At 64.0% G+C, this 23,792-nt stretch carries 25 protein-coding genes and 1 tRNA gene; 7 read left to right on the top strand and 19 right to left on the bottom strand.

Features of this window, described 5'->3' with window-relative positions:
- Nucleotides 1-14: 14 nt before the first annotated feature.
- The 6 genes from RSE12_08345 to RSE12_08320 are packed head-to-tail and all read right to left on the bottom strand — an operon-like array spanning nucleotide 15 to nucleotide 6,109.
- Complete coding sequence (locus RSE12_08345; protein ID WRH64329.1) at nucleotides 15-974, bottom strand: acetamidase/formamidase family protein; 960 nt, start codon at nucleotides 972-974, stop codon at nucleotides 15-17.
- Nucleotide 975: 1 nt separating this feature from the next.
- The gene (locus tag RSE12_08340) at nucleotides 976-2,586 is read right to left on the bottom strand and encodes an ABC transporter substrate-binding protein (GenBank protein WRH64328.1); all 1,611 of its coding nucleotides are present in this window, start codon (nucleotides 2,584-2,586) and stop codon (nucleotides 976-978) included.
- A 35-nt stretch (nucleotides 2,587-2,621) separates the two neighbouring features.
- A complete protein-coding gene (locus RSE12_08335; protein WRH64327.1) occupies nucleotides 2,622-3,539 on the bottom strand; it encodes an ABC transporter permease in 918 nt (305 codons plus the stop codon).
- A complete protein-coding gene (locus tag RSE12_08330) occupies nucleotides 3,539-4,423 on the bottom strand; it encodes an ABC transporter permease (GenBank protein WRH64326.1) in 885 nt (294 codons plus the stop codon). The genes RSE12_08335 and RSE12_08330 overlap by 1 nt, the downstream gene beginning before the upstream one ends.
- Complete coding sequence (locus tag RSE12_08325) at nucleotides 4,416-5,024, bottom strand: ANTAR domain-containing protein (protein WRH64325.1); 609 nt, start codon at nucleotides 5,022-5,024, stop codon at nucleotides 4,416-4,418. Before RSE12_08325 ends, RSE12_08330 begins: the two co-directional genes overlap by 8 nt.
- Nucleotides 5,021-6,109 carry a transporter substrate-binding protein gene (locus RSE12_08320; protein ID WRH64324.1) on the bottom strand — a complete coding sequence of 363 codons (1,089 nt, stop codon included), beginning with the start codon at nucleotides 6,107-6,109 and terminating at the stop codon, nucleotides 5,021-5,023. The genes RSE12_08325 and RSE12_08320 overlap by 4 nt, the downstream gene beginning before the upstream one ends.
- Before the next feature lie 283 nt (nucleotides 6,110-6,392).
- On the opposite strand from RSE12_08320, the gene RSE12_08315 reads away from it, so the two are divergent.
- On the top strand, nucleotides 6,393-7,628 hold the full coding sequence (locus RSE12_08315) for an aminotransferase class I/II-fold pyridoxal phosphate-dependent enzyme (protein ID WRH64323.1): 1,236 nt from the start codon (nucleotides 6,393-6,395) through the stop codon (nucleotides 7,626-7,628).
- 55 nt (nucleotides 7,629-7,683) lie between these two features.
- Here RSE12_08315 and RSE12_08310 read toward each other — a convergent pair.
- Nucleotides 7,684-7,760: transfer RNA gene (locus RSE12_08310), tRNA-His, on the bottom strand.
- Between the two features lie 150 nt (nucleotides 7,761-7,910).
- On the opposite strand from RSE12_08310, the gene RSE12_08305 reads away from it, so the two are divergent.
- Nucleotides 7,911-8,132 (top strand): DUF6324 family protein, encoded by a 222-nt coding sequence (locus RSE12_08305; protein ID WRH64322.1) that lies wholly within the window; start codon nucleotides 7,911-7,913, stop codon nucleotides 8,130-8,132.
- A gap of 4 nt (nucleotides 8,133-8,136) precedes the next feature.
- On the opposite strand, the gene RSE12_08300 is transcribed toward RSE12_08305, so the two are convergent.
- The 9 genes from RSE12_08300 to RSE12_08260 form a co-directional block, all read right to left on the bottom strand.
- A complete protein-coding gene (locus tag RSE12_08300) occupies nucleotides 8,137-8,589 on the bottom strand; it encodes an MmcB family DNA repair protein (GenBank protein ID WRH64764.1) in 453 nt (150 codons plus the stop codon).
- Between the two features lie 364 nt (nucleotides 8,590-8,953).
- Complete coding sequence (locus RSE12_08295) at nucleotides 8,954-9,787, bottom strand: DUF481 domain-containing protein (protein WRH64321.1); 834 nt, start codon at nucleotides 9,785-9,787, stop codon at nucleotides 8,954-8,956.
- A 221-nt stretch (nucleotides 9,788-10,008) separates the two neighbouring features.
- Nucleotides 10,009-10,890 (bottom strand): LysR family transcriptional regulator, encoded by an 882-nt coding sequence (locus RSE12_08290; protein ID WRH64320.1) that lies wholly within the window; start codon nucleotides 10,888-10,890, stop codon nucleotides 10,009-10,011.
- 140 nt (nucleotides 10,891-11,030) lie between these two features.
- On the bottom strand, nucleotides 11,031-11,348 hold the full coding sequence (locus tag RSE12_08285; protein ID WRH64319.1) for a hypothetical protein: 318 nt from the start codon (nucleotides 11,346-11,348) through the stop codon (nucleotides 11,031-11,033).
- A 115-nt stretch (nucleotides 11,349-11,463) separates the two neighbouring features.
- The gene (gene nusB, locus RSE12_08280; GenBank protein ID WRH64318.1) at nucleotides 11,464-11,925 is read right to left on the bottom strand and encodes a transcription antitermination factor NusB; all 462 of its coding nucleotides are present in this window, start codon (nucleotides 11,923-11,925) and stop codon (nucleotides 11,464-11,466) included.
- Nucleotides 11,922-12,422, bottom strand: coding sequence for a 6,7-dimethyl-8-ribityllumazine synthase (locus RSE12_08275; protein ID WRH64317.1), 501 nt, complete (start codon nucleotides 12,420-12,422; stop codon nucleotides 11,922-11,924). The genes nusB and RSE12_08275 overlap by 4 nt, the downstream gene beginning before the upstream one ends.
- Before the next feature lie 3 nt (nucleotides 12,423-12,425).
- Nucleotides 12,426-13,523, bottom strand: coding sequence for a 3,4-dihydroxy-2-butanone-4-phosphate synthase (gene ribB, locus RSE12_08270; GenBank protein ID WRH64316.1), 1,098 nt, complete (start codon nucleotides 13,521-13,523; stop codon nucleotides 12,426-12,428).
- Between the two features lie 110 nt (nucleotides 13,524-13,633).
- The gene (locus RSE12_08265; protein WRH64315.1) at nucleotides 13,634-14,191 is read right to left on the bottom strand and encodes a hypothetical protein; all 558 of its coding nucleotides are present in this window, start codon (nucleotides 14,189-14,191) and stop codon (nucleotides 13,634-13,636) included.
- A complete protein-coding gene (locus RSE12_08260) occupies nucleotides 14,188-14,787 on the bottom strand; it encodes a riboflavin synthase (GenBank protein ID WRH64314.1) in 600 nt (199 codons plus the stop codon). The genes RSE12_08265 and RSE12_08260 overlap by 4 nt, the downstream gene beginning before the upstream one ends.
- Nucleotides 14,788-14,971: 184 nt before the next feature.
- Between RSE12_08260 and RSE12_08255 the strand changes: the two genes are divergently transcribed.
- From RSE12_08255 to RSE12_08245, 3 genes are all read left to right on the top strand, one after another.
- On the top strand, nucleotides 14,972-16,261 hold the full coding sequence (locus RSE12_08255; protein WRH64313.1) for a capsular biosynthesis protein: 1,290 nt from the start codon (nucleotides 14,972-14,974) through the stop codon (nucleotides 16,259-16,261).
- A 96-nt stretch (nucleotides 16,262-16,357) separates the two neighbouring features.
- Nucleotides 16,358-17,488 carry a polysaccharide biosynthesis/export family protein gene (locus RSE12_08250; protein WRH64312.1) on the top strand — a complete coding sequence of 377 codons (1,131 nt, stop codon included), beginning with the start codon at nucleotides 16,358-16,360 and terminating at the stop codon, nucleotides 17,486-17,488.
- 6 nt (nucleotides 17,489-17,494) lie between these two features.
- Nucleotides 17,495-19,564 (top strand): capsular polysaccharide biosynthesis protein, encoded by a 2,070-nt coding sequence (locus RSE12_08245; protein WRH64311.1) that lies wholly within the window; start codon nucleotides 17,495-17,497, stop codon nucleotides 19,562-19,564.
- 2 nt (nucleotides 19,565-19,566) lie between these two features.
- Here RSE12_08245 and RSE12_08240 read toward each other — a convergent pair whose 3' ends face one another.
- The gene (locus tag RSE12_08240; GenBank protein WRH64310.1) at nucleotides 19,567-20,064 is read right to left on the bottom strand and encodes a winged helix DNA-binding protein; all 498 of its coding nucleotides are present in this window, start codon (nucleotides 20,062-20,064) and stop codon (nucleotides 19,567-19,569) included.
- Between the two features lie 81 nt (nucleotides 20,065-20,145).
- Nucleotides 20,146-20,421 carry a succinate dehydrogenase assembly factor 2 gene (locus tag RSE12_08235; protein WRH64309.1) on the bottom strand — a complete coding sequence of 92 codons (276 nt, stop codon included), beginning with the start codon at nucleotides 20,419-20,421 and terminating at the stop codon, nucleotides 20,146-20,148.
- Nucleotides 20,422-20,599: 178 nt separating this feature from the next.
- Here RSE12_08235 and RSE12_08230 point away from each other — a divergent pair, with 178 nt between their 5' ends.
- Entirely contained in the window at nucleotides 20,600-21,802 is a 1,203-nt protein-coding gene (locus tag RSE12_08230; protein ID WRH64308.1) for a pyridoxal phosphate-dependent aminotransferase, read from the top strand.
- 11 nt (nucleotides 21,803-21,813) lie between these two features.
- On the top strand, nucleotides 21,814-22,230 hold the full coding sequence (locus RSE12_08225) for a hypothetical protein (GenBank protein WRH64307.1): 417 nt from the start codon (nucleotides 21,814-21,816) through the stop codon (nucleotides 22,228-22,230).
- 7 nt (nucleotides 22,231-22,237) lie between these two features.
- Here RSE12_08225 and RSE12_08220 read toward each other — a convergent pair whose 3' ends face one another.
- Nucleotides 22,238-23,602 (bottom strand): MATE family efflux transporter, encoded by a 1,365-nt coding sequence (locus tag RSE12_08220; GenBank protein WRH64306.1) that lies wholly within the window; start codon nucleotides 23,600-23,602, stop codon nucleotides 22,238-22,240.
- Nucleotides 23,603-23,792: the final 190 nt, after the last annotated feature.

The raw sequence follows: 23,792 nt of genomic DNA, 5'->3' as shown, positions 1-23,792 counted from the left end.
TGCATCGACAACCGTCATTCAAACACGCAGCGCGGGAAGTAGAAGCTTACCACCCAGTTCGGCATGTCGACGATTTCGGAAATCCGAAGATCACCGCAGGTGGACACCAGCATATAGGCATCCACCGCCGCCATGCCGCGCGTGGCGCAGAGCAGGTCGATCATGTTGGCCACCGCATCGCGGCTGGCGGTCATCAGATCGGGCCCGATCCCTGTGGTCACCTCGTATCCTTTGGCATCCAGATGCCGCGTCACCGGCCCCGGTGTGGTGAACCGCGGCGTCTTCAGGTTCGCCCCCTTCACCAGATCGAGCGTCAGGACAACATCCATGGGCGCTTCAATGGCCGTGCCGCAGACCTCGCCATCACCCTGCGCAGCATGGGTGTCGCCCACGCTGAACAGGGCACCCGCCACTTCGACCGGCAGGTACAGCACCGTGCCGGCGTTCAGATCGCGGATATCAAGGTTGCCACCCACCCGGCGCGGCGGCACCACCGAATGCAGGCCCGGTTCCGCCAAGGCATTGCCGATGGTCCCGGCAAAGGGCTTCAGCGGCACGCGCCCCTGATCCGACCACAGCGCAGGCGCCATGCTGACGGGGTCGTACTTCCACACCTTCAGCGCGGGTTCGGTGAACTGATCGGCCAACAACCCAAAGCCCGGAATATTCGCCGTCCAGCCGAACCCTGCCCCATCAAAGGCGCGCGGGGCAAAGCTGTCGATCGTCACCTTGACCGCGTCGCCGGGTTCCGCCCCTTCGATATAGATCGGCCCAGACACCGGGTTGATCTTGCCGAAATCAAGGCTGACCACATCCGCCACGGTCGACGACGGGCCAAGCTGGCCCGCCGAGGAATCGTTGCAATGAAACAGGATCGTCGATCCCGGTTCAGCGCGCAGCGCTGGCGGCAGGGTGTTATCCCAGCCGAAATGATGCTGCGCGCCGTGGATCGTATAGTTGCAGTCCTTGCACATTTTACTTCACGAAAACATAGTCATAGTTGACCGGGATCGACACCGGATCGACGTAGAGCGCATCCTCGCCCCCCATGCGTTCCGATTTCATCGTATAGCGCTCCTCGTTGAACACCGGCACCCAAGGGGCCTGTTCCATCACGCCCATGTAAACGTCAGACCACATCTTCAGCCGGTCCTCGGCCTTGGCCGGATCAGACATGCTGTCGGCCTGCACCGCCATCGCATCCAGCGCCTCATCGCAGAACTTCGACCAGTTCCAGCCGCCTTCGCCTGCACCCGCACAGCCCAGGATCGGGCCGTAGAAGTTCGACGGATCGGGGAAGTCCGCAATCCAGGCCATGCCGCCGGACCAGATCATCGGCGCGGTGCCCGCACCGCCTGCCTCGATCACATTGGCCTGCGCAAGCGACTGGATATTGGCGGTGATCCCGATGGCCGCCAGATCCTGCTGGATCGCCTGCGCGATCCGCGGGTTCGGGTCGGTGTTCATCACGTAAAGATCGGTCTCGAACCCATCGGCAAACCCGGCCCCGGCCAACAGCGCCTTGGCCCCTTCGACGTCATAGGGATAGCCCGCATAGCCCCCGGTATAACCCGGCATCGACGGCGGCAGCGGCTGGGTGGCAGGCGCGGCGCGGCCGTTGATGATCTGCGTCACGCGGTCCTTGTTGATGGCCATGTTCACGGCCTTGCGCACATCGACATTGTCAAAGGGCGGGGTCGTGACGTTCAGCGTGATATAGCCGGTGTGCAACTGCCCACCCTGCACCACGCGCGCGGCCTGTGCCGGATCTCCCATCACTTCCACGAACTTCGCAGGCGGGATGCCATCGCCGGGAACGTCCACCTCGCCATTCTGCAACCGGAGCAGGGCGACCACAGGCTCCTGACCCACCTCGAACACCACGCCGTCCAGATAGGGCACGCCTTCGCGCCAGTAATCGGCGTTCTTTTCGAACACCAGCCGTTGGCCCAGCGTCCATTCCGCCAGCTTGAAGGCCCCGGTCCCGACCGGCAGCTTGCCGAAATCGCCCGCCGCCGCATCGACCGCCTCTTTCGGCACGACAGACGCAAAGTTCAGCGCCATGACATGCAGGAAGGTCGCATCCGGCCGCGACAGGGAAATCTTCACCGTCAGCGGATCAACAACCTCCACCCCCGACAGGCCACCCGCACCGGCCGCCTCGAACCCGGCGATCGAGCCGAAGAAGCCCGCCCCCGGCGATTGGGTTTCGGGATTGGTCACACGGTCGAGCGAGTATTTCACATCCTCGGCCGTCATCTCGCGCCCGTTGTGGAACTTCACCCCGGCGCGCAGCTTGAAGGTATAGGTCAGCCCGTCCTCGGAAATCTCATAGCTTTCCGCCAGACCGGGGCGCAGCGTGGTGGTGCCGGGGACATAGTCCATCAGCCCGTCGAACAGCGACTTGATCATCGACCAGTTCTGCCAGTCATAGCCGATGGCCGGGTCAAGCGTGGCCACGTCATCCTTGTAGGTCACTGTGATGGTCCCGCCCGCCTTGGCGTTCGGATCGGGCGTGTAGTCCTGTGCAGCGACGGGCAGCGCCAGCGTCAGGACAAGCGCGGTGGAAGTCAGCCATCTGTTCATTTCTTCTCTCCTGTTGGGTTTTGATTTGTGCCGCATCAGCGCAACCGGATGCGGGGGTCGACAAGCGGGGTAACAAGATCGGCCAGCAGGTTGCCGATCACGATCGCAAAGGCAGAAACAAGGGTGACACCCATGATGATCGGGATGTCGACGCGCTGGATCGCCTGCCAGGCCAACTGCCCAATCCCGGGCCAGCCAAAGACGGATTCCACCACGACGATCCCGCCCATGAAGATGCCGATATCAATGCCGATCATGGCGATGACAGGCAGGATCGCATTGGGCAGCGCATGGCGCAGCACGACGCGCGCGCGGCTCAGCCCTTTGGCGCGTGCAGTGCGGATGTAATCGGCGCGCAGCACCTCGATCATGCTGGATCGCATCATCCGCGAATACCAGCCGGAGCCAAGGATGCCCAAGGTTATGGCAGGCAACACCAGATGCGCCGCCGTCCCGTAGCCCCCGATGGGGAACCAACCCAGCTTGACGGCAAAGACATACAACAGCAGCAGGCTCACCACGAATTGCGGGGCCGATACGGTAACAAAGGATGTCATCATCAAAAGCTGATCGCCAAGCCGCCCCCGCATCAGGGCGGCGGCAATCCCCATGGACAGCCCCAGCACAAGTTCGGCGAATATCCCCGCCGCCATTAGTTGCAGGGTGGCGGGCAGGCGCGACAGGATCAGTTCCGTCACCTGCGTCTTCTGCAGATAGCTGCGCCCCAGATCGCCCTGCACCAACCCGCCCAGATAGCGGCCATATTGCACAATGAACGGCTGATCCAATCCCAGCTGCTGGCGGATATTCTCCACCGTTTCCGCCGTTGCGGCCCGCCCGGCGATCTGGCGTACCGGATCGGCGGGCAGCACGAACAGCAGCAGAAAGGTGATGAAGCTCACCCCCAGCAGGATCAGCGCCGATTGGATCAGCCGGTTCAGGACATAGACCATCAGTCTCGCCCCCGCTGTGTCGGGTCCAGCACATCGCGCAACGCATCGCCCACAAGGTTGAAGGCCAAGGCCAGCAGGATGATCGCCGCACCGGGGATGAACACCAGCCAGGGCGCAGCCTGAAAATAGGTCTGGTTTTCAAAGATGATGTTGCCCCAGCTTGGGGTGGGTGGCTGCACCCCAACGCCAAGGAAGGACAGCGTCGCCTCCAGCAGCACGGTGGTCGAAATCCCCAACGTGCCCCAGACGATGATGGTGGGCACCAGATGCGGCAGAATGTGGTGAAACAGGATGCGCCCCGTCCCCGCACCCAGCGTCCGCTCCGCCGCGATGAAATCGCGCTCGGCCAGCGAGGTGGTCTCGGTATAGATCACCCGCGCCGTCTGCACCCAGTTCACCAGCGCAATCACCAGCGCCACGATCCACAGCGACGGCCGAAAGATCGCGGCCAGACAGATCGCCAGCAGCAGCGCCGGAAAGGCCATCATCAGATCGGTGAACCGCATGAGCGCGGCCCCGATCCAGCCCCGGAAGAAGCCGGCCGTAATTCCCACCAGCGTGCCGATGAACAGGGCCAGTCCGTTCGCCACCACCCCGATGATCAGCGACGTCTGCGCGCCGTAGAGCATGCGGCTGAACAGATCGCGCCCCAGCAGATCTGTCCCCATCAGGAACCGCCCATCAGGCGGCAGCGGCGCGCCTTCCAGCGTCAGCCCGTCGAACATCTGCTCTTCCGGCGCAAAGGGCGCAATCAACGGGGCCAGCAGGGCCGATCCGACCACCAGCACGATCAGCGCAAAGCCGAACAGCGCCAATTTGCGCTCCAGCAAGCGGCGCAGGGTGCTTTTGGGGCGGACAGCGCCGTTGACCACCGCATCAGACATCCTGCACCCCCGCACCGTCAGAGGCAGACCCATCCCGGCTGGCCACGATCCGTGTGGCCGCATCCTCGAAACTGATGCGCCAGGCCATCGCCATCTGGCGCAGTTGCGCGTAGGCCTGTTCTTCCGTCTTGCCCCGCGCCGCCAGCAGTGTCACCGCGCGCACCACCGTCTGTCGCCCGTCCAACCGCCGCTTCAGTTCGGCAATCTCTGCCGACAGCGCCTTTTGCGCGTCAAACGCATCCCGCGCGATCAACAGCGCCGAATAGGCCCCGTTATCCCCCACTGGTTTCAGCAATTGCGCATGCGACCCCGCCCGCAACGACCATTCAATCCGCCCCGGTGCCTCTGACCCGATCAGCGCGATCATCGGCATGGGGGATTGGCCCGCAGGCCAGGGAAACATGCCGTCATGCCCCATATCGGCATCGAAAAAGACGTAATCTGCGCCGATGGCATCCGCCGCAAGTTCCGGCCAGGATTGCGTCACGTCCAGCCCGATCGCCGTCAACTGCCGCACCAGCGCCTGCACCGTGGGATGTGGGCGATGCAGGATACAGGCCTGCGCGCCACCCAGATTGGGAATGCGAATCGACCGCCTCATGACACGACCCTCAGCTTCGGCGCGACGGTCACATGGGCCGACCGCGTCAGATAGGGATCCCCCGCCACCGCCTCGCGCCGATGCACCAGACGGAACGCCCCGCCCTCGACCCGCGCAATGATCGCAGGCAGCGTGGTATGGTGGGTCTCAGGATCAATGATCCCACCCCCCGCCTCGGCAAGAAGTTGCGACAGGCTCAACGCCTCGGCCCCCGGACGATGGGCCAGAAGCCGCCCCAGTTCGCGCACTGCGACATAGGCCGCCGCTTCATGCGATGATCCGAACCGCCCCTTCCCCGGCCAGCCGTCGATCCCCCGGAAATACGGCCCCGCCGCAACCAACCCCTCGGCCGCCGGTCCGATGGCGGGCAATTCGCATTCCGTCATATTGCAAGACAGGACCGGGCACCGCTCGGGCCGGAAATGATCATCCTGCTGGCCCAACGCCCGGAACGCGGCAAGAAACTCATAAGATGACGGCCCGATCAGGGAATTCAGCACGAAATCCGGACGCGCGAAGCGGATCTCCTCGATCATCCGGCCCACATCGCGCGATCCGATGGGCAGATACCGCTCTCCCGCGATTACGCCCCCGCCCAGAACGATCCGCTCGCGCGCAAGGCGGTTCATCTCCCAGCCCCAGATATAGTTCGACCCCGTCAGATAGGCCTTGCCACCATGGGCGGGCATCACCCAATCCAAAAGCGGAAGCAGATGCTGGTTCGGGCAGGCATGGGTATAGACGACATGATCCGATGCCTCGAACCCTTCATAAGGCACCGCATACCACAACGTGCCTCCATGGCGTTCCAGCGTCGGGATCACTTCCTTCCGGCTCCAGGACGTTACACAGCCGATGACGTGCCGCGCTGCGGTTTCGCTCAGGATTTCCTCACAGAGCGGGCCATAAAGATCGACATTCCCCTCGGGATCGCGCTCGACCGGCACGAAGGACAGGTCAAGCTCCGGATCGGCGTTCAACTCGGCAATCGCCGCCAACGCCCCGGACCGGCACGCCTCCGAGATCAGGGAGTAACTCCCCGACCGCGAATACAGAAGCCCGATTTCGATCCGCCGCTTCGTCACGTTTCAGCCCCCAAAACGCAAATGCCCGACGCAGCAGCCAAATGCTGCTGTCGGGGCACAAATGCCGATTTTTGATGTTCGAGTAGATATTCAGATTAATGCAGCGGACCGGCACTGCAACCTTCTTCTTTGTCAGACAGGCCCGGAAAGTGAAGAACGCACAAAATTCGGGCAATGCCATCCGGGCCGCGCAGCCCACCCGCGCCGAAGTTCACGCTGGAATCGGCACGCAGGCCGTGACATTTGCCAGATGATCCGCAGACCGCCAGCAAAGGGTGCGCACATGACGCAAGGACGGCTTACCCCGCCGACACTGCCCGCAACCGCGTTGCCCGAAACGCTCGCCCTCGATGCGGGGCTAATGGTTGATCCGGTCACCGGGGCAATCCAGCCCAATATCACGATGTCGGTGAACAATCTGGTGGTCCCCGGCGAAGGGGCTTTCTCTGCCGCCGGTCTGACCGATATCACGCAGGAACCCTTTACCTATGCGCGCTGGCTGAACCCCACGGTGCGCGCGTTAGAAACGCGCATGGCCGCGCTGGAAGGGGCCGAAGATGCACTGGCCTTTGCCACCGGCGTTGCCGCCATCGCAGGCACCTTCCTGACGCTTCTGAAACAGGGCGACCATCTGATCATCAGCGACGTAACCTATGCCGGGGCTGCCGAACTTGCCCGCGCCATCCTGCCCGATTTCGGGATCGAGGTGACGCCCGTCAACCTCTCCCTGCCCGGCGCGCTTCAGGCGGCGCTTCGGCCCAACACCCGGCTGGTCCATTGCGAAAGCCCCTGCAACCCGATCCTGCGGCTGACCGATCTGGAACAGGTGGCCCAGATCGCCCATGCCCATGGCGCGCTGGTATCAGTTGACAGCACCCTTGCCACACCCGTCGCCACCCAACCGATCAAGCTCGGCGTTGATCTTGTCATCCATTCCCTGACCAAATTCATCAATGGCCACGGCGATGCCCTGGGGGGCATCGTTGCAGGCCGCAAAGATCTGATCGCCCGGATGCGCGGGCGGGCGGGCGTCTATCTGGGCGCGGCCATGCCCGCGATGAATGCCTGGCTGATCCTGCGCGGGATCGACACGCTGTTCCCCCGGATGCGGCAGATTGCGGACACGGCGCAGAAGGTGGCCACGTTTCTGGAAACCCATCCACAGGTCACCCGCACCATCTATCCCGGCCTTGCCTCTCACCCCCAGCGCGCCCTTGCCGCAAAGCAGATGGCGCTGCCCGGCGGGATGATCTTCTTCCAGACCGCCGATCCCGCCGCCATGGCGCGCCAGATCGCGGCACGGCTTCAGGTGATGCATTACGCCTTTTCCCTCGGCCATCAGCGCAGCATCATCGTGATGCTGGACACGGCCGACATGATGCAAGGCAGCTATGCCCTGTCTCCTGACCAACTGGATGATTATCGCACCTATGCGGGAGATGGTGGCTTTCGGCTTTCCATCGGGCTAGAGGCCGCCGATGACCTGATCCGCGATCTGGATCAGGCCCTTGCAGGGTAAAGGCTCGCGCCACGGAAACAAGGCACGCCATGAAGGCCGCGAAGATAGGGAAGGATGGTACCGACGCCCCGGCTCGAACGGGGGACCCCCAGATCCACAATCTGGTGCTCTAACCAACTGAGCTACGTCGGCGCTCTCGTGGGCGTTTATCCCCCCGGTTCCGGGATTGCAAGAGGGTCATTCCCCCTGCCGCCCTGCCCCACCGCAGCACCGCTTGCCTCGCCCTGCATCCCGCGATAGGCCGGATACAGGCAAGACCACAGCTGCAAAAGGGGGCCTCCCATGGGCATCGACAAGCAAAGCGACATCGCCGCCAATATCCAGATCGGTCCCACCGATATGGGCATGGTCCGCATCTATATCGAAGCCGAAGGCGGCATCGAGCTGCCGCTGGATTTCGATCCCGAAGAAGCCGAGGAAATCGCCGAAGAACTGCGCGCCGCAGCCGAGGCAGCCCGCGCCATCGGCTCTGGTCCAGTCAAGGGCAAGCCCGGCCGCCGCTAGGCCGCTACCACACCACGCCCGCGCCCGGATCGCGCAGCGATTGCAGGCGCAGCGCGGCATGGCGCGCGAATTTCTGCATCATCACCTTGCGCCGCGCCGGGGCCATCGGCGCCTCTGGCCCCATTCGCAAAATCTCGGCGTCATAGGGATCGGCAAGGATCAGCCCCGTGCCTTCGGGCAGCAACTCCACCGGGAAATCCGCATCCACCGCCCAGAAGAACCGGTCGCACCATTCCAGATAACCCTGCCACTTTCGGTCGGCGCGGTAATCCGCCCGGCCCGATTTGCATTCGACCACCCAGATTTCGCCCTTCGGCCCCACAGCCATCACATCCACGCGCAGCCCCGGCGCGGGCACCAATTCCTCGACCGTCACGAAATCCATCGCCAACAGACCACGGCACACCCCGCGCTGAAGGCGCTGTCCGGGCAAAAGGGCAAGGGGTTCGCGGTCCATCTCCATGCCGCAAAACATGAACCAATCGTGAACATCTTGCAAGCCACCCCGCCAACCCTTCCATCACCCCCTGACCCACAATCTGAACTCGGCCCTTGCCCCGCTGCCCCGTCGCGCCTAAGTCTGAAGACGGCGGGTGCTGCTCTTCGCGTGTGAGGCTCTTTTCCAGTGGCCGATAAGCAAACGAATGGGGGCTGGCTCTGACAGGATCCTGGTCCTGCTACCTGGCTCCCACCTGAGACCTCTGGCTCTCGGGAAACCATGCCATCCACGGCTGCTGCGGGCCCGCCACTTATTCCCGGCACAGATGAAAGAAGGGGCGCGATTGCTCGCGCCCCCAAGGTTCGACACAGAAGAGACGGCGTCAGAAGCCGAAAACCAGCGACACGCCCAGCTTGTTGTCGCTGCGGATCGCGCGGTTGTCGTTGTATTCGGTCAGATAGCTGACACGGGTCGACACGGCATCCGTCACGCGGAAGTTCACGCCCAGATCATTGTTCACCCGCAGCGCCGAATCCGACGAAAGGATATCGGTGTCATTGGTCATGAACATGCTGTCGTTGATCTTTGCGTAAAAACGCGACGCGGCCAGATAGCCGGTTTCCGTTTCCGAATTGCGCAGGCCATCCTCCAGATAGCTCACCCCGATACCGGCCTGCACGCGCCAGGTCATGTCAGGCGAGTTGATCACCCGGTAACCCGGACCAAATCCCAGAAACCCGTCGCGCCGCACATCGCCCGCCGTGCTGGCCAGCCCGTCCGCTTCCAACCGCGCCAGAACAAAGCCATAGAAGTTCTGGTCGAAATAATAGTTGGCATCATAGACCGCGAGGATGTCTTCCTTGGTCTTGCCCACGTCATCCTCGGCGAAATCCAGCGCCGCGCCCAGGGTTTGCACGAAATTGCCCTGCGCATAGGACAGGCGCACGCCACCCGAAAACTCCTGGCTTTCGTTATTGCCGGTCTTGCCCGAATAACCGATCGACGCGCTGCCGGTCAGGCCCTGCCGGGTTTCCGGAGAACCGAACCGGGCCGCATCCTCGGCGCGTTCCATATCCTCGTCGACGATCTCATTGATGTCGTCGATCCGGTCATTCACATCGCGCACCCCGGTGATCGTGGTCTGCGCCACCGCAGGCATTGCCAACACCATCGCCAGAATCGAGGCACCCGCCGCTTTGGTCGCCGTTTTGGTCATGGTCGTCATCTCATATCCTTTCATGCAAGGCAGCCCGATCAGGGCCGCTGAACTTGTCACGACGGCTGAGATAACCGTTTGTTTTTATTTGAAAATCTTAAAAATACTCAAGTCTGACCCAAGTATTTCTCATGTCCCTCAACCCTTGAAATCCCGCAGAACCGATCCCACTCCCGGCCCGCGCAGATATTTCACAATGGTTTCAGCCGCTTGTCCGGGTGTCAGACATCGCCCAGCAGATCGGCCACCTCGGCCTGCACCTGCGAAATCGCGGCACCCAACGCCGTCCGGGCCACCTCACGCAGCTGTGACTCCACATCATTCCGCCATACGGCCCAGATTTCCTGCGCAAAACTCGGCGCATCCTCCACCGGGAACAGCTGCCCCGCATCCACATAGCTCCGGACCGACCGCGCCGGGACATAGGCCGCCAGTGGCCGCGTCGCGATATAGCGCAGAATCAGCGTCCCCAGCGCCATTTGAACATCCGGAATGGGCAGTTCCGGCAGGGCCGCCTCGTGAAAGCGCAGGAAGTCCTGCCCCCAATCCACCAGAACATAGCGCCCCCGCACATCGGCCAATTGGGCATCCTCCCAAGGCGAGACGAGGATCAGCTCATCCTCCATCAGCATCTCGCAATCCAGCCCAGACCTTACCGCCGGGCTGTAGGTCAGCGCCGCCTGCAACGTCCCCTCGGCCAGACGGCGCATCAACGCTTCGGGTCCGTCCACCTCGCTGCGAATGGCGATGCGCGGCTCATGCGCAGCCAGCCCGTCCACCCAGCGAAACCCTAGCCGCGACCACAGCGACACCTCCGCCCCGATGGTCAGGCTATGCGCCGGCCCTTCGGCCCCGCCCACCTGCATCCGCGCCTGATCCCAACTGCGCAGGATCGCCGCCGCATGACGCCGAAACTCGCGCCCCGCCGTGGTGGGTGTCACCCCGGTCTTGCCACGGTTGAACAGCGGGCGGCCCAACTGCCCCTCCAGCCGGTTGATCCGCAACGACACCGCCGATTGCGTCACCCGCAGCCGATCCGCGGCCGCCGCAAAAGAACCGGTATCGATCACATCCAGAAATGTCCGCAAAAGCTGCATATCCATTCGAAAAAACCTTACATAAACGGCCGCACAGAAAGATGCGGCACAGTCAGACACATCAAACCAAAAGGCCTCCTCCCACCGGGAAAAGGCCCATCATTTCATTCCATAAGGAAAGCCTCAGTCGGACAGCCCCCGTCGCCTCAGCGCTGGCCGCGCTTCAGATGCTGCGAGCGTTGTTCCACCCGCACCGGGATCGGCACCAGATGCTGGCGCAGCCCACCGCGCGGTGTGTCGTCATCTTCGGCCATTCGCATCACGGCGATGGCGAATTGCACTCCGCCAAAGAACACGCCGTTGAACATCACCAGCATCGCTGCCGCCAGATATCCCGAAGACGACCCGAAGATCAGCCCGCGCAACCCCGCCACATCCATCCAGATCAGGCCGCCAAGAAACACGACCGACAGGCCAAAGCCGATGGCAACACTCTGGATATATAGACGGATGAGTTTGGGCATCGGACGCTCCTCTAAGCATGAGATAAGCCTAGCCCCTCGCCGCGCCACTTCCAGCCCCAAATTGCCGCAACCCCGGCAATGGCGTGAAATGCGCGCCTTTCCGCCCGAAAAAGCGTCAGAAGGCCGCAGGCTTTTCCTCGCGCGCCATATGGTCCAGCACGGCGTTCACGAATTTCGATTCCTTTCCCTCGGGGAAAAAGGCCTTCGCCACATCGACATATTCGTTGATCACCACCTTGGGCGGCGTCTCCATCGACACCAATTCCGCCCCAGCCGCGCGGAACAGCGCGCGGATTACCGGATCAATGCGGTCGATGGGCCATTTCGCCACCAGCGCGCGATCCGTCATCTGGTCGATCTTGGCCTGCCAGTTCACCGCACCATCCACGACCTTGCGGAAATGCGCCGGGTCGCCCTCGGCCATCTCCACATCATCGAACACCTCGCCAAAGCGATGCGACTCGAACTCGCGCACGATCTTTTCCACGGTCTGTCCCGATGATTCCATCTGGAACAGCGCCTGCACGGCAAATAGCCGTGACGCCGATTTCATCTGCTTCTTGTCAGGCGCGGTCATGCCCGGAATCCGATCCCCTTGGTCTGGCCGGCCCAATTGCGCGAAAGCGCGATCAGATGCAAGGCCGCCGCTGCCGCGCCGCCACCTTTGTTTTGCCCCGCCGGATCGGCACGCACTTCGGCCTGCGCCCGATTTTCCACCGTCAGGATACCGTTGCCAATCGCCGCACCCTGCAACCCCAGCAGGCTGATCGCGCGGCTGGAATCGTTGCAGACCGTGTCGTAATGCGTCGTCTCGCCCCGGATCACACAACCCAGCGCGACATAGCCATCATATTTCGCCAGCCGCTCTGCCATGGCAATCGCCGTGGGCACCTCCAGCGCGCCGGGCACTTCGACCAGGTCCACCTCGGCCCCACAGGCCGCCGCAGTCGCCCGCGCGCCCGCCACCAGATTGTCCGCGATGTCCTTGTAATAGGGCGCCACCACGATCAACAGCCTGACCGGCTTGTCAAAACTGGGCAATGCCAGCGTGTAATGCGTCTCGGATCCAGCCATGGATCATACCTCCCGCAAGGGCTGCGTCCCGGCGATGGACAGGCCATAGGCCTCAAGCCCAACCACCCTCGGCGCGGCCGAATTTGTGACCAGCACGATCTGCGACAGGCCCAGCGCCGACAGAATCTGCGCCCCCAGCCCGTATTGGCGCAGCGTCTGCGGCGAATGCTCGCCCCCTTCGACCATCTTCATCGCCGTGTCGCGCAGCAGGACCACCACACCGCGCCCTTCGGCCGCGATCAGGCGCATCGCGGCGGGCAGATCGCCCGCGCCACCCACACCCAGCACATCCTCCAGCGGGTTAAGCGAATGCACCCGCACCAGCACCGGCACATCGCCGGTCAGGTCGCCCTTGGTCAGCACCACATGCTCGGCACCCTGCGTTTCATCGGCAAAGATGCGCATCAGCCAGTCGCCGCCATGCACCGATTGCACGGCCTTGACCGCCTTTTCATTCACCAGATTGTCGTGCCGCCGCCGATAGGCGATCAGGTCGCTGATCGTGCCGATCTTCAGCCCGTGCTTCTGCGCGAAAGACACCAGATCGGGCAGCCGCGCCATGGTGCCATCGTCATTCATGATCTCACAGATCACACCCGACGGGTTCAACCCGGCCAGACGGCTCACATCCACCGCCGCCTCTGTATGGCCCGCGCGCACCAGAACACCGCCATCCCGTGCCCGCAACGGGAACACATGCCCCGGCGTGGCAATATCTGCCGCGCCCTTGGTCGGGTCGATGGCGACCGACACCGTCCGCGCCCGATCCGCCGCCGAAATGCCCGTGGTCACGCCTTCGCGCGCCTCGATCGACAGGGTAAAGGCCGTCTCATGCCGGCTGGAATTCTTGGGGCTCATCAGCGGCAGCCCCAGCGCCTCGATCCGCGCTGCCGGCAGGGCCAGACAGATCAGCCCGCGCCCATGGGTGGCCATGAAATTCACCGCCGATGGCGTGCACATCTGCGCCGGGATCACCAGATCCCCTTCATTCTCGCGGTCCTCATGGTCCACCAGAATGAACATGCGCCCGTTGCGGGCATCCTCGATGATCTCCTCGGTCGAAGAGATGGCATCCGAATAGTCGGTCTTGGTCTCGCTCATGCGCGTTACGCCCTTGCAGCTTTGCGCCATGTCCTAGCGCGCGCCGCATCCAAAGGCCAGAGCAGAGCCGTCGCACAGCGACTGTGCAGCCCGCGCAGGCCCGGCACCAGTCACGCGCCGAAAAACCGATCCGCCGTCAGATATCCGGCAAGCCGCCCCGCCGCGCACCAGTCCCGCTCCAGCGCCATATCACCGACCAGGATCACGCGGTCCCCCGGCACCGATCCCAGCGCCGCGCGGATCGCCGCTCCCTGCTCGCGCCACGGCCCCATCAGCGCAGGCGCAGGATGCGCCGCGTCGATCAATCCGCCCGCCGCCGCCATCACCGCGCCCGAAGTCAGCGGCCGCACCGCCAAGGCAAGCCGCCCGCAATCGCGCAACACCGCCAGCCGGTCCGCTTGCGCTTGCGGCAGAACGGGTTGAGGCGGCAACAGGCGCAGCGCGTTGGACGAAAACAGGAATGCCACCACATCATGCCCTGTGGCGGCGCGGACAGATGCATAGGTCCGGTAATCAAGGCCCAAATCTGCCGCCCGCTTCACCCGCAGACGCACCACCTCAAGCGGCAGGGTCGGCAAAAGCCGCGCCCGCGCCGCCGTCCAGCAATGCTTGCGCCAGCCAAAGCCCGACTCCAGCGTCGGGCCGCCGTTATGGCCGATCCCCGTCATTGCCCCCATTCCCGCAGCCGCGCGACATAACGCGCCATCGTGTCCACCTCCAGGTTCACCCGGTCCCCCACCGCCACCGTGCCCCAGGTTGTAGCCTTTTGTGTGTGCGGGATGAAGTTGATCCCGAAATCCACCCCTTCGACCTCATTCACCGTCAGCGAGGTGCCGTTCAGCGCCACCGATCCTTTCGGCGCGATGAACCCGGCCAGCGCATGGGGCGCGCGCATCGTCACCCGTTTGGAATCGCCCTCGGGCGTCACGCGCACCACTTCGGCAATCCCGTCGATATGGCCCGAAACGATATGCCCGCCCAGTTCATCCCCCACCTTCAACGCGCGTTCCAGATTGATCCGCTTGCCGGGTGCCCAGGTATCCAGATTGGTCTTCGACAGCGACTCTGCGCTGATCTCCACATCGAACCAACCGCGCGGCGCACGTCCCAGCGCGATCACCGTCAGGCAGACCCCGTCACAGGCGATAGAGGCGCCGATGTCGATCCCGCCCACATCATACCCCGTCCCGATCCGCGCGCGCAGGTCGCCCCGCCGTTCCGTCTCCAGCACCTCGCCGATATCGGTGACAATCCCGGTGAACATGGCACCACTCTCCTTTTGATCTCTGACCCAAGACCTAGCCCCGCCTGCCGCCCTCGGCAATCCGTCCCGCGCTGCCCTAATTTTGCCCACAGCCCGGGCCAGACTGGCAGATGTAATGATTTCCGCCTATCTTGGTCAAAGGAGCAGTCCGGTGGCGCAGGGGGGCCGTCCAGTGGGGCGCAAGATGCGAGTATCCGGCGACAGCCGCAGTTTCCTATTCCTCCAAGGGCCGCATGGCCCTTTCTTCCACCGGCTGGGCGCGATGCTGCGCGCCGCGGGCGCACAGGTGCACCGCGTGGGCTTCAACCGCGGGGATCAGGCCTTTTGGCCCGACCGCGCGACCTTCATCCCCTTTCACGGCACGCCGGAAGACTGGCCCGCCGTGCTTGATGTGCTGCTGGACCGGCACCGCATCACCGATGTTGTCCTCTACGGCGACACCCGGCCGATCCACGCCGCAGCGGTCAGCGCGGCCCGCGCACGCGGCCTGACGCTGCATGTATTCGAGGAAGGCTATCTTCGCCCCTACTGGGTTACCTATGAACGCGGCGGATCGAACGGCCATTCCCGTCTGATGCGGCTGTCGGTCGATGACATGCGCGCAGCACTTGCGCGCAGCACATCCGATCAGCCCGACGCCCCCACCTCATGGGGCGACATGCGCCAGCACATCTTCTGGGGCGCGTTCTATCACTGGTTCGTCTTCGCAGGCAGCGGCAGCTATCCCAAATTCCGCCCGCACCGCGCCCTGACAGTGTGGCAAGAGGCCAAGCTGCACCTGCGCCGCCTGATCGCCCAGCCCATCCACCGCTGGGAACGCATCTTCAAGACCGCCGCCATCCGCCAAAGCGGCCACCCCTTCCACCTCGTCCTGCTGCAACTGGAACATGACGCCAGTTTCCGCACCCATTCGCCCTTCCGCTCCATGACCGAATTTCTGGCCGTGGTGATGGAAGGCTTTGCCGCCGGCGCGCCACCGCACCACCATCTGGTGTTCAAGGCGCACCCGCTCGAAGATGGCCGCGTTCCCCTGCGTGCCGAAATCCGCCGTCTTGCTACCCTGCATGGCGTGTCGGATCGGGTGCATTTCATCCCCGGCGGCAAGTTGGGGCCATTGCTGAACCTTGCCCGTTCGGCGGTGACCGTGAACTCCACCGCAGGCCAGCAGGTGCTGTGGCGCGGCCTTCCGCTGCGCACCTTCGGCGAGGCAGTCTATGCCAAGCCTGAATTCGTCTCTTCTCAACCCTTGCCGGAATTCTTTGCCCAACCCACGCGCCCCGATCTGCGCGCCTATCGCGATTTCAGGCGCTATCTTCTGGAAACTTCACAGGTTCCCGGCGGCTTCTACTCGGCCCGCGGGCGACGCGAATTGCTGCGCCATGTCACCGACATGATGTTGTCTGGCGATGATCCTTATGATGCCCTGCGGCTTGGAAGCGCGGCGCATCGGCAACAGTTACACCCTGCGGCGTGATCCGGAAACAGAGTGTTTGTCAAAATCACACATCGTCCTGTACAGTTACTGACAAAACTTGAGGCAAACTCCACTTAAGGAGCCCGAGCAGTGAAAATGTCGGTATCTAAAGGGGCCAGGGCCACGGCCCTTGTCGTTCTCGTTGGCGTGGTTGCCGCTTGCGGTCTGCCACGCACTGGCCCGAACAAGAAGGAAATCTTCGCAGGCTCCGTCCTGCGCCAAGGCGATGCCTTTGTCGTGTCGGTCAACAGCCGCGTGACCAAAGCCACTGCCGTGACCCCATCGCTGGGCTTTTCAGGCAGCTTCCTGTCTGCCGGTCCGGTCGGGTCTGACGTGATTTCAGCCGGTGACCGTCTGACGATCACCGTCTATGAAAACGTCAAGGATGACCCGCTGCTGGGCAATTCCGGGCAGCGCCTGTCGCAACTGGCCGAATTGCAGGTCGATGGCGAAGGCTTCATCTTCATCCCCTACGCCGGTCGTGTGCGTGCCGCCGGGGCTTCGCCCGAAGATCTGCGCATCGAGATCGCCAAGAAACTCGATCCCCAGACGCCGGACCCGCAGGTCATCGTGCAGCGCGTGGCCGGGGATGGATCGACTGTCACCATTTCGGGTTCGGCGGGGGCGCAGGGCGTCTATCCGATCGAACGGCCCACGCGCACCCTGTCCTCCATGGTGGCCCGCGCCGGGGGCGTGACCATCGATCCGGAAACCGCCATTGTGCGCGTCACCCGCAATGGCCATACGGGCAAGGTCTGGCTGCTGGATCTGTATGAAAACCCGCAACTCGACATCGCCCTGCGCGCAGGCGACCAGATCGTGATCGAAGAAGACACCCGCGCCTTCGTCGCGATGGGGGCCACCGGGGCGCAGAACCGCGTGCCGTTTGAAAGCCAGAACCTTTCCGCGATCGAGGCGCTGGCCATCGTCGGTGGTCTGAACACTAGCCTCGCCGACCCGACCGGCGTCTTCGTGTTCCGCAACGAACCGGCAGAAATCGCCAATACCGTTCTGGGCCGCAACGATCTGATCGGGGCGCAGCGCATGATCTATGTACTGGATCTAACCCAACCCACCGGCATGTTCGAAGCGCGCGATTTCCTGATCCGCGATGGCGACACGGTCTATGTGACCGAAGCGCCCTATGTGCAGTGGCAAAAGACCATCGGCGCGATCACCGGCACGGCATCGGCGGCCAACTCGATTGCCGGCGCCAGCGGCAACTGATCTGCCATGGCCGATCCGGCCAACGACCGCGAACCCACCGCCGGGGCCATCCCCCGGCGGCTTCGCTTTCTGAACGGCGGTTTCTTCAACCCCGCTCTGCGCCGAATCCTTGCCGCCGCCGGGCATGACCTGATCCCCGGCCTGCCCCGCCCGGGCGAAGGCGTGGTGGTCTGGGGCCGCTCGCCGACGGCAAGCCGGGGCGAGGCGGCAGCCGCCCGCCGCAACGCCCCCCTGATCCGGGTCGAAGATGCCTTTCTCCGCTCGCTCCGCCCCGGCCGTCAGGGCGATGCCCCGCTTGGCCTGCTGATCGATCCGGTCGGGCTGCATTTCGATGCCAGCGCCCCGTCGGTGATCGAACAGATCCTCGCCCGCGATCCATTGGACGATTCGAACCTGCTGGCCCGCGCGCGTGACGGAATCGCGCGGCTGATGGCGTCGGACTTGTCGAAATACAACATCCACGATCCTGGCTTGCCGCCGCCTCCCCCCGGCTATGTTCTGCTGATCGACCAGACCCGGAATGACGCCTCGATCCGCTTTTCGGGTGCCTCGGCGGCGACCTTCCAGACCATGCTCGCCACCGCGATGGAAGACCACCCCGGTGCACGCATCCTGATCAAGACGCATCCCGAAACCCGGCTTGGCCTGCGCCCCGGCCATTTCGACCCTTCCGCCCTGCCCGCCACCGTGGCCTTGGTCACCGACGCCGTCTCGCCCTGGAAACTGCTCGAAGGTGCCATTGCCGTTTACACCGTCTCGTCGCAGATGGGGTTCGAGGCGATCCTTGCCGGGCATCGCCCCCGCGTCTTTGGCCAGCCCTTCTATGCCGGCTGGGGGCTGACGCAGGATGAACAGCCCATCCCTCGCCGCCGCCGCACCCTCACCCGCGCGCAGTTGTTCGCCGGTGCCATGATCCTTGCACCCACCTGGTACGATCCCTGCCGCAATCGCCTGTGCAGCTTTGAAGAGGCCGTCGATCAGCTGGAGGCCGACACCCTTTGCTGGCGCGCGGATCGAACAGGCCATGTCGCGCTTGGCATGCGCCTGTGGAAGCGCCGCCATTTGCAACAGACCTTTGGCCGCCACCGCCCGCTGGTCTTTGCCAAGACCCCCGCCCGCGCCGCCGCCCTTGCACAAGAAACCGGGCGCCACGTGATCGTCTGGGCGGGCAAGGCCCCCGATCCCGCCCCTGCCGACCTGCCGCTGATCCGCGTCGAGGATGGCTTCCTGCGCTCGCGCGGGCTGGGGGCCGATCTGGTGCCGCCGTTGTCGCTGGTGACCGATGATCTGGGCATCTACTATGACCCGATTGAGGAAAGCCGCCTTGAACGCCTGATCCTTGCGCCCCCGCCACCCGGCGGTATCGCCCGTGCCGAACGCCTCATCGCGCGCATCACGGCGCTGGGTCTGTCGAAATACAACCTTTCCGCAGCAGCCCTGCCCGATCTTCCCCCCGGTCACCGCATCCTTGTTCCGGGGCAGGTCGAAGATGACGCCTCCATCCGCCTTGGCGCAGGCGACATCCGAACCAACCGCGCATTGCTCGAGGCAGTCCGCGCCGCCAACCCGCAGGCAGTGCTCCTGTACAAGCCCCACCCCGACGTCGAGGCAGGCCTTCGCCCCGGCGCGATCCCGGCGGATGATCTGGCCCAGCTAGCAGATGCCGTTCTGCACCGCGCCGATCCTTTGGCCCTGATCGCCGCCTGTGATGAGGTCTGGACGATCACCTCCACCCTTGGGTTCGAGGCGCTTTTGCGCCGCACCCCCGTCACCACGCTGGGCGCGCCCTTCTATGCTGGCTGGGGTCTGACGCGCGATCTTGGCCCTGTGCCCCACCGCCGCCTGCGCCGCCCGGATGGCAGCCTGCAACCCCGCCCGACGCTGGCCGCTTTGGCCCATGCTGCGCTCATCGCCTATCCGCGCTACGTCGACCCCGTCACCCGCCGCCCTTGCCCGCCCGAAGTTGCGGTGGATCGCCTGGCACAGGGCAGCGCCCCAGCGCCCGGCCCGGTCAACCGCAGCCTGGCCAAACTTCAGGGCCTGTTCGCGGGCCATGCCCATCTCTGGCGACGCTGAGGTCAATAGATATAGCGGATCTGTTCCATCCAGAACCGTTCCGTCCGCTTCAACCCCTGCGTGATCTGGTCCAGTGCGACCGCATCCAGCGTGCCGCGCCGGTGCATCACCCCGGCATGGCGGGCGAACAGTTCGGCGATCGTCGCGCGCAGCTTGCGCCCCTTTTCCGTCAGCTTCACCCGGACGGACCGGCGATCCACATCCGACCGCTGATGATGCATATAGCCCGCATCAACCAGCTTCTTCAGATTGTAGCTGACATTCGATCCCTGATAGTAGCCGCGGCTTTTCAACTCGCCCGCGCTCACCTCATTCTCGCCGATGTTGAACAAGAGCAAACCCTGCACCGGGTTCACCTCGACAACGCCCAGCCGTTCGAACTCATCCTTGATCACGTCCAACAGCAGCCGGTGCAACCGCTCCACCAGACCCAATACCTCCAGATACCCCGCGTGAAAGGCCCGGTCAGACCCATCAAGCACCGCTTCCTGAACCGTCATTGCAACCCTCCGTCCAATCCTGACGAAGGGGAGATTCGGCGAAAATTCCCAATATCCGGTAAAGGCAGATCCGCAGCAGGATCAGGTCTTTGGTGCCAACCTTGCCCGCGCGAAATCGGCAATTTCTGCCAGCAGCGGCGCAATCTCGGCGGGTGCCTGCCCCTGCCCCAGAATCCACGCCATCAGATCCTGGTCATTCTCTTCCAGCAGGCGGTCATAGACCGCCAACCGCCCGGCATCGAGCGTTGCCAGATGCGCATCCGCCCATGGCCCCAGCACAAGGTCCATCTCCTTGGTGCCGCGCCGCCAACTGCGCATCGCCATGCGTTTCAACCGCGCCTCTGCCGTCTCGCCCATTCCGCCGCTCCTGCCAAACCCGTCGCGCCCTGCCTGCATGGCTTCGCCCATCGGGCGGGCAAAGACAAGCGCAGCCCTGCCGCGGCCGGATGCCGCGCACCGATAGCGCTTGATCGCGCCGCAGGCCAACCCTATGCCTTGGCGCGGTCCCGTTCCCCCATGCAAAAGGTGCCTGATCATGGCCTTCCTGTCCGATACGCTTGCCCGAGTGAAGCCTTCGCCGACTATCGCGGTCACCAACAAGGCGCGCGAACTTGCGGCGGCGGGGCGCGACATCATCGGTCTGGGCGCAGGCGAGCCGGATTTCGACACGCCGCAAAACATCAAGGATGCCGCCAAACGCGCCATTGATGCGGGCAAGACCAAATACACCGCCGTGGACGGCATCCCCGAACTCAAGGCCGCGATCTGCGCGAAATTCCTGCGCGAAAACGGCCTCACCTACACACCGGCGCAGGTCTCCGTGGGCACAGGCGGCAAGCAGATCCTGTACAACGCCCTGATGGCCACCCTGAACCCGGGCGATGAGGTGATCATCCCCGCCCCCTACTGGGTCAGCTATCCCGATATGGTCATGCTGGCGGGCGGCACCCCCGTGCCGGTCGTGGCCGGGATCGACACACAGTTCAAACTCACCCCCGCCCAGCTTGAGGCCGCGATCACGCCAAAGACGAAATGGTTCATCTTCAACTCCCCCTCCAACCCCACCGGGGCGGGCTATACGCGGGATGAGTTGAAGGCGCTCACCGATGTGCTGATGCGTCACCCCCATGTCTGGGTGATGTCGGATGACATGTACGAACACCTCGTTTTCGACGATTTCGAATTCTGCACCCCGGCCGAGGTTGAACCCGGCCTCTATGACCGCACCCTCACCTGCAATGGCGTCTCCAAAGCCTATGCCATGACCGGCTGGCGCATCGGCTATGCCGCAGGCCCCGTCGCGCTGATCAAGGCGATGGGAACGATCCAGTCGCAATCCACCTCCAACCCTTCCTCCGTCGCGCAATATGCGGCGGTCGAGGCGCTGACCGGCCCGCAGGATTTCCTCGCCGACAACCGCGCCCTGTTCCAGCGTCGCCGCGATCTGGTGGTCTCGATGCTCAATCAGGCCAAAGGCATCACCTGCCCCAATCCCGAAGGCGCCTTCTACGTCTATCCCGATATCTCTGGCTGCATCGGCAAGGCCACCCCCGCGGGCAAGATCATCACCAATGATGAGGTTTTCGCCGACGCCCTGCTGGAAGAAACCGGTGTCGCTGTCGTCTTCGGCGCGGCCTTCGGGCTTTCCCCAAACTTCCGCGTCAGTTACGCTACGGCAGATGCGGTTCTGGCCGATGCCTGCGCCCGCATCCAGAAATTCTGTGCGGCATTGGTTTGAGGGGCATTTGAATGGCGGGCGATCTGCCGGACTACTACTTCCGCATTCGCGAAAACGGCGCTGTCCTGTTCAAGGTGGATACCGAGAACCGGCAGCGCCGCATCGAACTGGATGAGATCGCCACCATCAACCTCAAGAATGGCAACATCAAACCCCATGGCGATCATGTCCTGACGCCCGAGGAAACCACCCTGATCCGCGACTGGATGGATCGCCGCACCGCCCAGCTTGCGCGCCGCGACATCGACGATATCCACCGCACCGTTGATCACCTGAACCTCACCGCCCAATGGGTGCAATCCCGCGCCTCGGATGCGGAACTGGATGAGGTGACCGATGCCCTGTTGCTGGCCATGCACGACCTGCGCTCGGTGCTGATCAAGCGCAAGGCCGACCGCCTGCTCAAAGCCACCAAAGCCGCCGAATAAGCCGCGTTCAGGCAGCGGCAGACGCCGCAAAAGCCATCCGCCGGAACCGCGCCCAGAACCGCAGCATCAGCGCGGCGGCCGCCACCGTCAGGCCCACCACCAGCCCCAGCCACAACCCCACCGCCCCCATTCCCAGCGGAAAGGCCAGCACATAGCTGACCGGTATCCCGATCAGCCAATAGCTGATCGCGGCCAGCACCATCGGCACCTTGGTATCCTGCACCCCGCGCAGCAGGCCCAGCGCAATCACCTGCATCGCATCGGCCAACTGGAACAGCGCCGCCAGCGCCAGCAACACCGTGCCAAAGGCCACGATCTGCGCGCTTTCCGGCTTTGCCATGTCCAGAAACAGCGCGATAATGGGCTCTGGCACGGTCAGGAACACCGCCACCATCGCCACGCCGAACACGGCTGACAGCGCGATCCCCACCAGCGCCCCGTCGCGCATGCCAACCCGGTCGCCCGTGCCATCGGCATGGGCCGTGCGGATCGTGACCGCGTTCGACAGGCCCAGATGCACCATGAAGGCCAGCGCCGCCACCTCCATCGCGATCCCATGCGCCGCCAGTTCCACCGTGCCGATCCAGCCCATCATCAAGGCGCTTGCCTGAAACAGCCCGCTTTCCGCCAGCCCGGTGATCCCGATGGGCCAGCCCAGCCGGAACACCCGCCCCATCGCCACCCAATCCGCCCGCCAGAACCGTTGCCACAGCCGGAACCGCCGCAATTCCGGCAACCATCCGGCATAGATCCCCAAGGCCAGAACGCTCGCCACCTGCACCAGCAGTGTGGCCAGCGCCGCTCCCACCACGCCCAGTTCCGGCGCGCCCCAGTTTCCGAAAATGAACACCCAGTTTATCAGCACATTCAGCCCGACAGCGCCCAGCGTGACCCAAAGCACCACCTGCGTCCGCCCCAGCGCCGCCAGATAGCTTTTCAGCGCCATCACCATCAGCGCGGGGATCATCCCCAACCCCGCCACGCGCAGATAATCCTGCCCCAATGCCGCCACCTCGGGTTGCTGGCCCAGCGCCAGCAGGATCGACCCCGACCACCAGAACAACGGATAGCACCCCGCCCCGAACAGGATCGACAGCCACAGCCCCATCCGCGTGTCGCGGCGCACCTGCGTCTCGTCCCCCTCGGCCACAGCGGCGGCCACCATCGGCATCACCGCCTGCGCGAATCCCGATCCCAGAATGAAAATGACGAAAAAGCTCGACGCGCCCAGAACCGTGGCCGCGAGTTCGGTAACCCCGTACCAGCCCATCATCACGGTATCGGCCACATGCAGCGCCATCTGCGCCAGATGGCTGCCAATAAGCGGCAGGCCCAGCGCCAGCGTCGCCCGCGCGTGTCCGGTATGGGTCATGGGTTGTGTCATGTCCCCCGCTTACCCCCACCGGGTGACACGGACAAGACACCACCCTCGCCGCAACGCAGCGCAATCTGCGGCAGGGCAAGCGTTTTCTGACGCGAGACAAACGCGCCGGAAAATGACACATTTTCCCCCACCGCCAATGGCTGGCGGTGTACCACGATCCCGCGGCCACCCAACTCCG

The sequence above is a fragment of the Fuscovulum sp. genome (assembly GCA_035192965.1).
GTDB lineage: Bacteria > Pseudomonadota > Alphaproteobacteria > Rhodobacterales > Rhodobacteraceae > Paragemmobacter.
The sequence above is the reverse complement of the archived record's forward strand: the minus strand, read 5'-3'. Positions and strand labels throughout refer to the sequence as shown.

Excerpts from the sequence above, each read along its gene's own strand:
- RSE12_08290 (WRH64320.1), bottom strand. The coding sequence starts at position 10,890 with ATGGATATGCAGCTTTTGCGGACATTTCTGGATGTGATCGATACCGGT.
- RSE12_08245 (WRH64311.1), top strand. The coding sequence starts at position 17,495 with ATGGCCGATCCGGCCAACGACCGCGAACCCACCGCCGGGGCCATCCCC.
- RSE12_08325 (WRH64325.1), bottom strand. The coding sequence starts at position 5,024 with ATGAGGCGGTCGATTCGCATTCCCAATCTGGGTGGCGCGCAGGCCTGT.
- RSE12_08315 (WRH64323.1), top strand. The coding sequence starts at position 6,393 with ATGACGCAAGGACGGCTTACCCCGCCGACACTGCCCGCAACCGCGTTG.
- RSE12_08220 (WRH64306.1), bottom strand. The coding sequence starts at position 23,602 with ATGACCCATACCGGACACGCGCGGGCGACGCTGGCGCTGGGCCTGCCG.
- RSE12_08240 (WRH64310.1), bottom strand. The coding sequence starts at position 20,064 with ATGACGGTTCAGGAAGCGGTGCTTGATGGGTCTGACCGGGCCTTTCAC.
- RSE12_08285 (WRH64319.1), bottom strand. The coding sequence starts at position 11,348 with ATGCCCAAACTCATCCGTCTATATATCCAGAGTGTTGCCATCGGCTTT.
- RSE12_08235 (WRH64309.1), bottom strand. The coding sequence starts at position 20,421 with ATGGGCGAGACGGCAGAGGCGCGGTTGAAACGCATGGCGATGCGCAGT.
- RSE12_08260 (WRH64314.1), bottom strand. The coding sequence starts at position 14,787 with ATGTTCACCGGGATTGTCACCGATATCGGCGAGGTGCTGGAGACGGAA.
- RSE12_08345 (WRH64329.1), bottom strand. The coding sequence starts at position 974 with ATGTGCAAGGACTGCAACTATACGATCCACGGCGCGCAGCATCATTTC.
- RSE12_08225 (WRH64307.1), top strand. The coding sequence starts at position 21,814 with ATGGCGGGCGATCTGCCGGACTACTACTTCCGCATTCGCGAAAACGGC.
- RSE12_08275 (WRH64317.1), bottom strand. The coding sequence starts at position 12,422 with ATGGCTGGATCCGAGACGCATTACACGCTGGCATTGCCCAGTTTTGAC.
- RSE12_08305 (WRH64322.1), top strand. The coding sequence starts at position 7,911 with ATGGGCATCGACAAGCAAAGCGACATCGCCGCCAATATCCAGATCGGT.
- RSE12_08335 (WRH64327.1), bottom strand. The coding sequence starts at position 3,539 with ATGGTCTATGTCCTGAACCGGCTGATCCAATCGGCGCTGATCCTGCTG.
- RSE12_08300 (WRH64764.1), bottom strand. The coding sequence starts at position 8,589 with ATGGACCGCGAACCCCTTGCCCTTTTGCCCGGACAGCGCCTTCAGCGC.
- nusB (WRH64318.1), bottom strand. The coding sequence starts at position 11,925 with ATGACCGCGCCTGACAAGAAGCAGATGAAATCGGCGTCACGGCTATTT.
- RSE12_08295 (WRH64321.1), bottom strand. The coding sequence starts at position 9,787 with ATGACCAAAACGGCGACCAAAGCGGCGGGTGCCTCGATTCTGGCGATG.
- RSE12_08255 (WRH64313.1), top strand. The coding sequence starts at position 14,972 with ATGCGAGTATCCGGCGACAGCCGCAGTTTCCTATTCCTCCAAGGGCCG.
- RSE12_08265 (WRH64315.1), bottom strand. The coding sequence starts at position 14,191 with ATGACGGGGATCGGCCATAACGGCGGCCCGACGCTGGAGTCGGGCTTT.
- RSE12_08250 (WRH64312.1), top strand. The coding sequence starts at position 16,358 with ATGTCGGTATCTAAAGGGGCCAGGGCCACGGCCCTTGTCGTTCTCGTT.
- RSE12_08340 (WRH64328.1), bottom strand. The coding sequence starts at position 2,586 with ATGAACAGATGGCTGACTTCCACCGCGCTTGTCCTGACGCTGGCGCTG.
- RSE12_08330 (WRH64326.1), bottom strand. The coding sequence starts at position 4,423 with ATGTCTGATGCGGTGGTCAACGGCGCTGTCCGCCCCAAAAGCACCCTG.
- RSE12_08230 (WRH64308.1), top strand. The coding sequence starts at position 20,600 with ATGGCCTTCCTGTCCGATACGCTTGCCCGAGTGAAGCCTTCGCCGACT.
- ribB (WRH64316.1), bottom strand. The coding sequence starts at position 13,523 with ATGAGCGAGACCAAGACCGACTATTCGGATGCCATCTCTTCGACCGAG.